The sequence below is a fragment of the Rhizobium sp. RAF56 genome (assembly GCF_052113965.1).
Lineage (GTDB): Bacteria > Pseudomonadota > Alphaproteobacteria > Rhizobiales > Rhizobiaceae > Rhizobium.
The window spans coordinates 1-732 of sequence record NZ_JBFRDU010000130.1; the positions used below are offsets into that span (position 1 = coordinate 1).

Here is a 732-nt window from a genome sequence, read left to right on the forward strand (position 1 = left end):
GGAGTATGGCGGCTTGGGTTTCGGGACGATCTATACAAGCTTCGCGTTTCTTGGCGTCATCGTTCTGACTGTAATCTATATGACAATAGAGGCTGGTCATCGACGTGAAGAAACGTCCAGCCAGAACACCTAGCCGTCGCCGGCAGTCCATGACAGCTGAGGCCGGGCAGGCCATACGCCTGTCCGGCCTGCCGTTGCGCTGGAAGCCACGCGCTCTGGACCCGATGTCCGAAAAATCCACGGACCTCCGGAATGCTTCAGTCCAAAGCGCACAAATCCCAATAGCCTATTCTTACTAAACTTTCACCGCCCAGGCCTGGGCTCTTCAGGCCCTCGTCAGCATTGTCAGGCATCTGAAAGGAGATCGTTTCCAGCAGAGAGACCAATGCCTTTCAAACTATCCAAGAGAGTTCGCGCCGCGCTCGCAGGCGTTCTTTTCCTCGGGGCCGGCCTCGGAGGCTACGCTGGCTATCTCAAGCTGGTCGGGAATTTCCACACCGTTATTGAAGGCCAGCTTTACCGCTCGGCCCAGCCGACCCCGTCGCAGCTTGAAAGCTATGTTCGCGAGCATGGCATCAAAACAGTCATCAATCTAAGAGGAGAGAACTCCAACGCGGATTGGTACGGCGCCGAGATTGCCGCGACGCGAGATCTGGGGGTTGAGCACATCGACTTCAGGATGTCTGCGACCACGGAATTTACGCCTCAGCGTGCTAGCGAAATCGTTGCGAT

At 56.4% G+C, this 732-nt stretch carries 1 pseudogene; it reads left to right on the forward strand.

The window, feature by feature from the left end:
• Nucleotides 1-385: 385 nt before the first annotated feature.
• Nucleotides 386-732, forward strand: a pseudogene (locus tag AB4048_RS28905) (protein tyrosine phosphatase); the annotation flags it as partial.